12 protein-coding genes and 1 pseudogene are annotated in these 11,244 nt (G+C 60.2%); all 13 read right to left on the bottom strand.

Features of this window, described 5'->3' with window-relative positions; all coding sequences use genetic code 11:
- A pseudogene (locus AC07OO_RS25255) lies at positions 1-206 on the bottom strand (hypothetical protein); the annotation flags it as partial.
- Between the two features lie 7 nt (positions 207-213).
- Positions 214-540, bottom strand: a complete 327-nt coding sequence (locus AC07OO_RS25250; RefSeq protein WP_495084936.1) for a phage head closure protein — start codon at positions 538-540, stop codon at positions 214-216.
- Between the two features lies 1 nt (position 541).
- Complete coding sequence (locus AC07OO_RS25245) at positions 542-1,111, bottom strand: head-tail connector protein (RefSeq protein ID WP_495084935.1); 570 nt, start codon at positions 1,109-1,111, stop codon at positions 542-544.
- A gap of 17 nt (positions 1,112-1,128) precedes the next feature.
- On the bottom strand, positions 1,129-3,408 hold the full coding sequence (locus AC07OO_RS25240) for a hypothetical protein (RefSeq protein ID WP_495084934.1): 2,280 nt from the start codon (positions 3,406-3,408) through the stop codon (positions 1,129-1,131).
- Positions 3,408-3,941 carry a hypothetical protein gene (locus AC07OO_RS25235; protein WP_495084933.1) on the bottom strand — a complete coding sequence of 178 codons (534 nt, stop codon included), beginning with the start codon at positions 3,939-3,941 and terminating at the stop codon, positions 3,408-3,410. Before AC07OO_RS25235 ends, AC07OO_RS25240 begins: the two co-directional genes overlap by 1 nt.
- 10 nt (positions 3,942-3,951) lie before the next feature.
- Positions 3,952-4,683: a hypothetical protein gene (locus AC07OO_RS25230; protein WP_495084932.1), complete on the bottom strand. Its 732-nt coding sequence runs from the start codon at positions 4,681-4,683 to the stop codon at positions 3,952-3,954.
- Between the two features lie 76 nt (positions 4,684-4,759).
- A complete protein-coding gene (locus AC07OO_RS25225; protein WP_495084931.1) occupies positions 4,760-5,197 on the bottom strand; it encodes a hypothetical protein in 438 nt (145 codons plus the stop codon).
- A 64-nt stretch (positions 5,198-5,261) separates the two neighbouring features.
- Positions 5,262-6,734, bottom strand: a complete 1,473-nt coding sequence (locus AC07OO_RS25220; protein ID WP_495084930.1) for a phage major capsid protein — start codon at positions 6,732-6,734, stop codon at positions 5,262-5,264.
- 68 nt (positions 6,735-6,802) lie between these two features.
- Complete coding sequence (locus AC07OO_RS25215) at positions 6,803-7,456, bottom strand: HK97 family phage prohead protease (RefSeq protein WP_495084929.1); 654 nt, start codon at positions 7,454-7,456, stop codon at positions 6,803-6,805.
- Positions 7,457-7,466: 10 nt separating this feature from the next.
- Complete coding sequence (locus tag AC07OO_RS25210; RefSeq protein WP_495084928.1) at positions 7,467-8,690, bottom strand: phage portal protein; 1,224 nt, start codon at positions 8,688-8,690, stop codon at positions 7,467-7,469.
- A complete protein-coding gene (locus AC07OO_RS25205; protein ID WP_495084927.1) occupies positions 8,690-8,878 on the bottom strand; it encodes a hypothetical protein in 189 nt (62 codons plus the stop codon). Before AC07OO_RS25205 ends, AC07OO_RS25210 begins: the two co-directional genes overlap by 1 nt.
- Positions 8,879-8,883: 5 nt before the next feature.
- Entirely contained in the window at positions 8,884-10,584 is a 1,701-nt protein-coding gene (locus AC07OO_RS25200; RefSeq protein WP_495084926.1) for a terminase large subunit, read from the bottom strand.
- A gap of 6 nt (positions 10,585-10,590) precedes the next feature.
- Positions 10,591-11,163, bottom strand: coding sequence for a P27 family phage terminase small subunit (locus AC07OO_RS25195; protein ID WP_495084925.1), 573 nt, complete (start codon positions 11,161-11,163; stop codon positions 10,591-10,593).
- Positions 11,164-11,244 lie beyond the last annotated feature (81 nt).

Genomic DNA, 11,244 nt, shown 5'->3' with positions numbered 1-11,244 from the left:
CGCAGGTTGCCCGGGCTGTAGGGGCCATACACCTGGTGGGTGCCGTAAAACTTGTGTATGTGGTCGCTCTCGGGAACATTGATGCGCGCACGGTCATAGATGATCTGCACACCCGCCTGGGCAGCTGGCCGGGTCGCTGCATGCAGCACATCCAGCTTGGCCCGCAAGCCCTCTTTGAACCGAGCCACGTTCATATTGATGGTCATGCCCATGTCAGGCCACCAGTTCACACACCAGGTCGGTATAGCCCTTGCGCCGATTGGGCAGCCGCGCCTTGATGTCGAACACGTCACCGGCATACTCCACCCGCATGCCAGCCGTGACACCTGCCAGGTAGCGAATACGCATACTGACTTTGACGATGGATGTGTCGGCGCCGGCCTTGATACTCTCCGCGCCAGAGTTGTAGCGCAGGTTGGCCCATACAGGTGGGCAGTAGGCAGCCCAGTCGTCAGGCAGTGGTTGACCCAGGGCGTCCACCGCGCCGGTGCGCTGCATGATGCTGATGCGGCTGTCCAGCTTGCCGATCATCACACCCATTTCACTTGCTCCAGATCTTCACAGTGTTAAGCAGCGCCTTGGCGGCCTGAGGTTGGATGTCATCGGCCACGATGGCATCACCGCGGTTCTCATTCAAAAACGCCACCATCAGCAGGATGGCGGCTTTGACGGCCTTTGGGGCAACGGCATAGCCCGTCACGTAGCGGATGCGTACCGCGTCAGGCACGTGCTGCGTGCTGGGCCAGTACTTGCCATAGGTGGGCGCCAGCGCGCAGGCATCGCCGTAGAGGCTGAGGGCATAGTCGCCGCTGGAGACGGTTTGCTCCACGCCCGCCGTATCGGTGTACTTGACGCTGGTGATGCTGGCCACCGGGGGCATGTCCAGCTCGATCACCTGCAGGCCTTCGCAGGGGAAGCGCGGCAGCGCCATCTCCAGCGTCTGCACGGCCAAGGCGCGGCCGGTGAACTGTTCGGCCACTTCGCGGGCAGCGGTGATCCAGGCGCTGATCAGGGCGTCCTCAGTGGTGTCCGAGTCGGCCTTGATCTGCAGGCGGGCCTCAGCCAGGCTGACTGGCTCGGTTGCCACAGCAGTGATGATTTTGTAGGTCATGGTGGGGATTGCTGCTCTTAGGCGGATTCGTAGCACCCGGCGGCGCCTGTGCCATCGGTACGACGGGTGGTGCCAGCCAGGTCTTTGTTGAGCATCGACATCCCGACCGGCACTCGGCTCTTGAGGTATGTGGCGCCAGACTTCGGCGTGTAGTCGCCGCCAAGCGCTGGCACGGCCCGCGGCGCAACGGTGTAGTTGTTGAAATTGTTGTCCATGATCTGCGTGGTCGTGAAGCCATATGCAGTGCGGCCCAAGTTGTATTCGCTACTCGGATGCCAAGCGCAGCCCATGTACGGGGTGTCGGCGTTATCGTTGTGTGGCGCGTCCGTAGCCGCGCGGTTTACCGCGCCGAACAACGACACGTTGCCGACATTGCCGACGCCATACAGATATGCCCACGCCCCAACCGAGCCAGCACCACTGCTGAAGCAGTCGGCTTTTTGATTGGAGTTGTCGTAGAGGCTGTACCTTGAAACCCCCATCTTCACTACGCCGTTCGGCACCACCTTGCATGCAGCGACGTCGTTGTACATGCGACTTGCGCGGTTACCGACGGCCGTATTGTGAAAATCAAGGTAATTGGTAACCGTGGTTAAGTCGGCGTCAGCGAAGTAGTTCATGCACGTGACAACTGAAGCTGCGTTGTCGTGCTCATACAGGTTTTGCACATTCGCGAAGCCATCAAGCAGGGTCTCGCCAGTAGTCAACTTTTCGTAGGCCGCGTACTGTATTTTGCAGTTGTAGACGATGCGCCCGTGGTTGCCTTGTGTTGTCGTACTGCGAGTTACAGAATATCTCGGCAGCGTGCATCCGATCAGCATGAACGGCTGGTTGGTCGTGGTGGACGTAGCGGTGCCCACCATGCCGGCGATGATGGCCAGGCCGTTGTCTGTTGCCGCGAGGCCATTGAAGTTGCACGACTGTCCACCTGTCAGCGTCAAGTTAAGCAGATACTTGAGCCTGTACCAACTAACGATGGTCTTGTTGGCCGTGTTGTCGATAACACAATTCTCCAAAGCCACCATTTCATTGGCGGTGTCATTGCCGACAATGTTGTGCGTCACAGCGCTGGGCGCGATACGCAGGTTTTTCCACTTGCAAAGGCTCGGAAACGACGATTGCACACTGAAGGTGACACTGATTACAGCCGAACTAAGCGGGTCTTTGGTGATCGTGCACCACGTCAGGCCGGGAGAGTTTGCCGGAGCGGTGGCGACCGTATGTAACGTGTCGGCCCCTGCCGTATCCATAAAACGAATCTCACCGCCGCCGTTGTCGTTGTGACTCTTGTTGCTATTGTTGAACGCCTTGATCCCAGCCATCGCAGCGGTGAGCGTCGGATACGGGGCCGCGCGAGCAGTTGCAGGGGTCGCTGATGTGGTTCCACCAGACGCACCAACTTGAACATAGGCATAGGCCCCGCCATATGCACCAGTTCTATCGCAGAGGACACGCAGCGTGGTGATGGGGCGTGCAGTAGGCCACGCGGTTCCGCTGACGCTCACGTCGTAGGCTACGCCCAGCCATGGGTATATCTTGGCATTCACGGTGCACATCGCACCCTGCGTCATGCCCGACATGTCAATGGTTCCAGACCATACCTCTGGGATATTTCCCTGGATGACCTTGGCCGACATCGACGGCGACGAAACCAGGACGTCGGCGCTTGTGGTCGAGCCATCGGTAACGCTGTATTTGATGCAGGCAACCTGCTGGCCATTTCTGGCGTGCCAGTGGAACGCCACAGCCTCGACAACGTGCGAGCTACCTGTTGCTTCCTGCTGAGGGTTGATCCACCCGAATAGCGGCGTCGGGTAGCCCTGGACCGAAGAATTGGTGTTCATCGGCGAGTTGCTGGCTACGCACGAAGGGTAAAAGCTGGGCCCAATGGCTGCCGACACGATGCTGGTGCCGGTGTAAACCCAGTCGTCCAAAGACAGCACGATGGCTACGTTGGCCCCATCCGTGGTGATCTGTTTGCTTGCACCATTGGGATACTGGCGGCGCAGGTGAGCTACACCCTGAATCGTGCGCGAGACGGTAGTCTGACTACCAGACGCGTCATACCCTGGGTCAGAGACCTGCAGCGTAAAGGCTGTGGGGTCTACCGTGCCGACCAGGGATACGATGCCCTTGAGCGTAACCACCGCGACCCAGCCCGAGCCGCTGGCGCCAATACTGGACTGCGGATCGAGCGCCGCGGCGTTGACAATCTCAACGGACAGCACGGCGCCCTGCGCAACCGGCGGCGCGAGATTCCTCGCGCGCAGCAGCACATAACGTAGGGTACGTTGCATCAGCCCACCACCGCGTTCAGCCGCACAGTCTTAACCGCCTGGGCCGTAGGCGTGTAGGCACCAATAGTCTGCAAATAGCCGAACAGCGAGGTGCTGGCGCCCATCTTGACCTTCTTGGGCACCTGGGGCGCAGGCTGCGAGAACAGCGTGGCGCCCAAATCCACAGGCACCGGCAGGTCGATATAGCCCAGGTACGTGGCCCGGTCGCCAGACGACAGATCAAACGCCGCGTTGTCGGCCAGCGCGCTGCCTGGCGTGGCGCTGTACAGGTGCAGGCGGAACGCGGCCATGCCGGATGGCACAGCGGCTACGTCCACACGCAGGTCGGCATCTGTGATCAGAATATGACCATTGGCAGGTCCGATGTTGGTGAACTCAATCGCAGCGACCGCTGCGCCGACCACATCCAGCGCGGCATAGGCGGTGGTGTCGTTGGGGCGGGTAAAGGAAACCTGGGACTGGTAGGCTAGGCCGCGAATGTAGGCCGCGCCATCGCCGAAGTCTTGCGCGTCGGTGCTGAGTTCTCTTGCCATGGTGATGCTCCTAGATCTGTGCGCCGGCGCTGGCGGCGGCTTCGACTAACTGATTGGGGTGGCGCGAGTGGTCGTAGGCCTGCTCGATCTGCTCGGCCGTGGGCAGCTGGGTGCGCTCGGTGTGGGTAACGGTGATACGGTCGTCATCGCCCTGCGCAAAGGCCAGGTCCACCGTGTCGTACCCATAGAAGCGCTGCGCCTGGGTGTTCATTGCATCCATCAGGCTCGTGGTTTTGGGCATGGAGAGTTCAACACCCTGGGCGGCAGCTATGCCCAGCCAGAACTCGACGCAGGCCCTGCCCTTCTCAGCGTCATGCGCGTCTGGGTAGGTGAAGTCCATACCGAACAAGCTGATCTTGCTGGCGCCCACATGCAATGCATAGGCCACGGCATAGGCGGCCGTGCTGTTGAAGTAGCCCAACGGGTTAGCGGTGAGCACTTCGCCAAGTGGAAACTCGACTAGGCCCGAGTAGTCAGGGTGCGCGCGGCTGGTGATCACGGGGCCCGGGTGGGCCTTGAGCCACTTGAGCATGTGCGCAATGTTGGATTCGGGCTTGGCCGCGGCGCGGATTTCCTGGATGCGGACATCGTCCATGTGGAAAACACGGTCGCAGGCGAACACATCGCCCAGGGCGTTGATGCCCCAGACTTCATCGCAAAAGGCCCGACGGCCACCAACGCGTTTGGCCAGCTCCAGGAACTGGCGAACGGATGGGCCGAGGCCGAGGATTGCAACGTGCATACGTCTGTACTTTCCAAATGAACATGAAAAAAAGGGGCACCTGGTGGGGTGCCCCTTTGAGTTGACAGGCCAGCGATCAGGGGTTGCTGATAGGGGCCAGAGTTGGGTTGAACAGAATGGCTTCTGCCGAGATGCAGCCAACGGACGTGACGCCCGTCTGCACCGCGCTGAGCTGCACATACCGCTTGGTTCCCTTGTAGCCCACGCGCTTGGTCACCTCTTTGGTGGAGCCGGCGGTGCGCGGAGTAGCGGCCAACAGGCTTGCCAGGACTTCAGTGCCCAGCAGGTCTGCGTCGGCCACGCTGGTCAGCGTACCGGTCACATCGCCCTCCTTCATCACCAGCGTGACGACAGTACCGGTGGTGGTGACCGAGCCATAGCTCACCAGGAACTCCACGCCGCCATAGCCCTGGCGGTCGATGATGTTGCCGGTCTTGGTGGCGTTGGCGCCGATCGCGGCGGGGATGATGGCCAGCGCCTGTTTGACATTGGAGTGGAGATCGTTCGATTTCATGGTGTTTGATTCCTATTGATGGGTTGTAAGTTGCCCCTGGGCGGACCGCACAGGGGCTGCTTCATCAGGTGGAGAACTTCAAGAACTTCACGGCCTCGAAGTTGATGGCACCACCGCCTGTGCGCTTGGTGCTGTAGAACACCACGTAGGGCTTGGCGGTGAACGGGTCGCGCAATGTGCGGATGCCCATGCGGTCCACAATGGTGTAGGCCTCTTTGATGTCACCAAAAGCCAGCGACAGAGAGCCGGTGGCGATGGCAGGCACGTACTGGTCCACGCGAGCTGCATAGCCCAGCAGCTGGTCGGGCTGGCCCATCTGCAAGCTGGGTTCCCACAGATAACGGTCGCTGGTGGCTTCCTTCATCTTGCGCACGGCGGTGCGCACTTCACGGCGCATCAACCAGCTGGCGTTGTTCAGGTACTGGCTCTTGAACGCGCCGATCATGTCCTGCAGCGGGTCGGCCTTGGTGGTGTGGAAGGCACCATTGGCACCCGTGACCACGTGCTCGAACTGGCCCCAGGCGCGGGTTTCGTCACCAGTGGCAACCGTTGTATAGCTGAACAAACCACGCGGCTGGCCCACGCCAGTGCCAGTGGTGAAGCCGGCGCCTTCCACACGGGCGAACTTGTCAGCCACCTTGCCGGCCAGCCAGGCTTCCACGTCGGTAGCCGCGTCGTCCAGGATCTTCTGCGATGCCTTGGGCATGGCATACATCTCGTGCGCCTGGATCTCGTATTTGCCAACTTGGGGCGTGTTGGTTTCAGAACGGGTGCCCAGCTCGGAGACCCAGCCAGCGTCGGCTTCGTTGTTGTCGACCAGACCTTCCAGCTTGTCGGTGCTGAGCGGCACCACAGTGGCCAGCTGGCGCATGGTGGACTGCTCATACAGCTTGGAAACCATGCGGCCCACGGTGGAGTGCGGCAGCATGTAGCCGCCATCGGGGTCAGAGCCAGCCTGCATGGCCTTGCGCTCATCGCTGGACAGGTTGTCCAGGGGGACACCAGCAATGACCTTGAAGAAGGCATTTTTGTACTCGGTGTACGCCTTGGCATCCAGCTCAGCGGGGGCGGGCTTGCCCTTGCCCTGGAAGTCGGCGCGCATCATCAGATTGAAGCTCTTGACTTCGTTCGCCAGATCGGCAGCGCTCTTGATTTCGCCATCGGTTTGGGGGCGGTTGGCCTTCTTCAGAATATCTTCGATGGCGGCCTTCATGTCGTCGAGCTTGTCCAGTTCTTTGGACAGGGTTTCGACCTTGGCGGTCAGGTCGCCAACGGCCTTGCCTTCAGCCTTGGCTTTCAGCAGTTCGTCGTTTGCCTTTTTGAAGTCATCAAAGGCTTTGCCCTGGTCATCCAAGACTTTTTTGATTTCAATGAGATTGACTTCGCCTTTCATTGCGAATGGCATGGCTCCAGCTGACCCGAGGCTTGCCAGCACGTCAATGGGAAGGTAGTCGGTGATCGGATAGCCAGCGAAAGCAGCGCTGCAGGCGAGCGCCAGTACGGCAACAAGTGCCCAGGTGAGAGTTTTCCGGTTCATGAATTTTCCTTTCGGGAATGAAAAAAGCCGCTCAAGAGCGGCTGCGGTTCGGACGGGGATGCGCTGGGTCAGAAGACGGCGCGGGCTTGCAGTGCCGCAAGCAGATCGCCTGCAGCGGGGTCGCGCTCCCCGGAATCGCTCCGGCTGATAACGCTCTTGACGCGAGACACCATTGCTGTTGCCTCACTCTTCGACATGCCACAAACATCACGCAGGTGGCGTTCGATATCTGACAGACTCTCAAGCTCTTCAATGGTCTTGACAGCCGAGACGCGGGACGCGTCGTTCATTGGGAATGTGACCAGGCTCAGCTCAACCAGGTCCAGCTTCTTCAAGGTGCGCACCCCGGTGACACGGTCCCAGCTGTCGTCGCGGGAGCGGTAACCGATGGACATACCCGACAGCGCCCCCATCTTCATCAGCTCATAGGCTTCGGCGCCGCGCGCTGTCTTGAGCGCCAACTGGCCCTTGACCTTCAACCCGACGGCGTCTTCCTCCATGTGGGTATAGACGCCAATAGGCTCTGCCTGCCGGTGCTGCCACAGCATGGCGGGCATGCGGCCGGCGGCCTTCTGGTTGGCCAGCGTTTCACTAAAAGCGCCGGGCACCACAATGTCGCCGCCCTGATCTTCGATATTGAAGACGGATCCATATCCCTCAAAGGTGCCGGTATCGCCGCTGGCTTTGAGTTCACAGCGGAAGTCGAGTGTCTTGGTGGTCATGCGGGGCCTTTCAGGCGGGTAGCGGGTCAGATGGCGGTGCAGGTGGTTTGCTGCTGCCTGGCGGAAGCTTGGCGGCGTCACCACCCATGGGGTTGAGGTCTTCCAGCTCGCGGACTTCGTCGGGGGTCATCCAGCCGGGAGAGCCGCCGGAGCCCAAAGCCTTGGCATAGAACTCGCCTCGGTCTTTGGCCGAGCCCCGCAGCAGACCTGCAGCGATGAACTTGAAGTACAGGCCCGTAGCCCGCTCCTTCTTACTCAGGAGGTGCACATCAGCAGACTGCTCGATGCGCGAATACCAGGGGGCTAGCGTGTGCTTGACGTGGGAGTCGAAGAAGGCCTCAGCTGACGCAAAGGTGCTGGTCTTGTCCGAAGAGAACACCATCAAGGGCGATACGCCCATGAAGCGGCAGACTTCCTCAATCTCGTGCTTGCGCGTCTCCAGGTGCTGAGCGTCCACGCCGGTCATTGTTGTGGACAGAAACTTCGCGCCACGATCCAGCAGCATGATGTTGCCGGCGTTTTCGGCCCCAGCCATCTCTTTCTCAATCCACTCTTTCAGTTTCTTGTAGCCCTCTTTGTCGAGGTTTCCATCCACTGAATAGGTGCCAGAGGGGCGCACTCCATTGGTGTGCAGCTTGGCGTGGGACTCTTCCGACGCCATGGACAGCCCCAGGGCTTCGCGAGCGATAGCCAGCATGTCCATACCCAGCAGACCATCCCAAGACGGCCCACGCACGTGCCAGATCGACTCGGCCGGGAATTCCTGCACGGCGCCGGTCTCGCTGGTGACTTTGTAGGCGATGCTGTAGTCGGGCCGCTGGACCTTCTGCACCAGGTGTGGCTTTAGCAGAATCAGCTCGACTATCTTGCCCATCACCCGGTTCTTGAAGGCGTAGGCGTTGCCCAGCGCTGCGTGCAAAACCAGGGTTTCGCGGAACTCGTAGCTGGTGGACCAGTCGTTGGGCTGCGTTGTGACCACGTCATACAGCGCGTGGCCGCGGGCCGGATGGATGTTCTTCAACCCGTTGACAAAGCTCTCCTGGAAGAGCTTGAACGGAACCTGCGCACAGCCCTGCGACAGCACGCGGATGCAAGCAAAGAAGGTGGCGACCTTGAGCGCGTTGCTCAGATTGACGGTTTGGCCGGCCTTGGACTTCATTCCAGACCGCAGCATTTCCGACCAGACGGACAGCGGATCGCTCTTGCGCTCGATGGCGCGTGACAGGAATCCCATTACCAGCCACCTCGCGCGGCCAGATAGCCCGCGCCCAGGGCGAAGCAACCGCCCACGATCCATCCGGCTGGCGCGTACACCATGCCGGCACCAGCAGAAACGGATGCAGCCCCGCCGACCATCAGCGCATCGGGCAACCAGGAGGCTGCAGCGGCGCGTGCGGCCCCCAGTTTGTCTTTGATCGTCATGCGCTCTATTCCCAAAAAGATGGTTCTTCAACCGTTTCGCCAGCCAGGGCGCGTCCAAAGCCCATCAACATCGCCATGGGGCCGTCGATCTTGTTTTCTTCGCGCTCTTTGGTGGGCGACATCAGCTCGTTGTATTTCGACTTCATCACGACCAGGTTGCTGATCATCCAAGTCATGGCCGGGTTGCCGTCGTGCACCAGCTTCTTGCCCAGCACCTTGGCCTGCACCTGGAGCAAGGGTTGTGTATAGAAGGTGGAGCGCTGCGAGATCTCCACCATCGGCAGACCCTTGTCCGCCAAGGTCCGGGCGAAATACGAAGATAGGGCCGGGTCATATGCGACCTCGCGCAGGTTGTGCAAGTCGCGATCACTCAGCAGATCCCTACCGATCATGTCGAAGTCGGTCAAGTTGCCCGGAGATACCTGGACGTATCCTTCTTCAATCCACCCAGCAAGTTGTGCCGTTTTGCTCTCGGCGGCCGCATCCTCGTTGTAGTACAGACGTGTGAACACATACCAGGTGTCGCCCTTCTCGACCACTTTGACCTTGGCCGCGAAGTCGTTCTTCTCGGCGAGGTCCATACCGGCAAAGCAGGCGCAGTCCGCGAAGTCCTGTTCGCGTATGGATGGATCGGCGCAGGCGTTCCATTTCTCCATGTCCATCCAGGCCACGCCGGCGTTGGTCCAGACGTTCAAGTGTTTCGTCAGGAAGTTGCCCCTGGCGGATGGCGTTGCAATTGCCTTGGTGCAGGTAGCAATCAGCTTGTCCACCTTCGCACTCACGCCCAGATTGGGGTTTGCCTTGCGCCAGACAGCCTGGTCTTTCCAGTCGTCGCCTTCATCGACGGTGTAGATCACCCCGAACCATGATTCGTCGGTGTGGGTTCCCTCTAGTACCTTGATCGTGTAGCCGCGCAGCTCGTAGCCGATGCCGCCCGTATCCTTGCCTGCAGTTGTGATGGCGCTGATCAGCGGCTGCGATCGCGCACCGTCTGCGGACTCAATCACGTCCCAGAGGTCGCGCTTCTTGTGGGCATGTACCTCGTCAACGATGCCGCCATGGACATTCAAACCGTCTTGGGTTGACGCCTCCGCGTTCATGATCTTGAAGCTGCTGGCCGTGCTCCCGCAGGTGATGTCGTAGCGGCCTACGGTTACATCAAAGCGTGCACGGAACTCGCTGTCGCGCAGCACCATTTCACGGGCGGTGTCAAAAACTTCTTTTGCCTGTTCTGCCGTTGTTGCGGCGCTGTACACCTGGGCTCCAGGTTCATCATCAGCAAAGGCCAGATACAGGCCCCGGCCAGCAGCGCGGGTTGACTTGGCGTTCTTGCGCGCGATCTCCTCATAGGACCGCCGGAACCGGCGCAGCCGGGTATCCACGTGGACCCAACCAAACAATTGGAACTCGGCAAATATCTGCCAGTCCTCCAGCCGAATCTTGGCGTAGGTGACCATGCCGTCCACATAGACCGGCTTGGCCCACTCCCCCTTGATGTGGCAAAGCAGCTCCTGGAATTGGCATGCACGCCCGCCGAGGCGAACATCGATGACGTACGGAAAGCCGTCCTCGCCCCGACGATCGAGATCCTTGAGAAAACGTTTGCACGCGAGGCGCTCGTACTTCCCCGCTGTTTCCTGTCCATCAACCACCCGGTGGGCATAGGCCTGGGCTCGCTCGAAATACTCGGCATGGGGTCGGGACATGGTTGATCAATCGAAATCGGAAAACCCCCGCGGAGCCACTGGGCCAGCTGTTGGATTCTTCTCTGCAGACTTCTCTCCACCATCACCTTCGAACAGTTGGAGCTGGGCACGAATTGCCGTCGTTACATTCGCCTGCTCCGCAGGACTCAACCCGAACTTGGCCAACAGTGAGAGCATCATTTGCCGCTCGCTCTTCAAGATCTGGTAGCGGGGGTGCTGCTGTGGCATGCCATTGGGCGTCAGCACTTCATAGGCGCCCATCGGGTCTTTGCCCTCGGCACGGAGGAGCGCCTGTCGGGCTCGCAGCGAGTGCCGCAGCTCCTTCACATCCGAGATGGTTTCGCACAGTTCCTCAAAGATGTCGCTGTACACGACAGAGATCAGGTTGTAGCGAAGCAGTTCTGTACCGAGTCGCTTCCACACCTTGCGCGCGCCGGGGCTCAGGCCCTTGGGAATACTCGGCATGCCGACTTCGGGCCTGAATGTGCTGTCTAGGTTGACGGCCAGAGGACGTTTTCCCCTGTTTCCTTCCAGCGCCTTCAGTTCAACGGGCTTGGCCGCTGGTCCACGTTGACCCATATCTAGTCCTCCTGACTACCCCCCCACCCCCCTGAAACCTGCGCACGTAAAAATTTGGGGAACCGATCGGTTTCCGGCGTA

It is taken from the genome of Rhodoferax sp. GW821-FHT07G04, from assembly GCF_059418585.1.
Note: the sequence above shows the minus strand (reverse complement) of the source record. Positions and strands in the feature narration are given on the sequence as shown.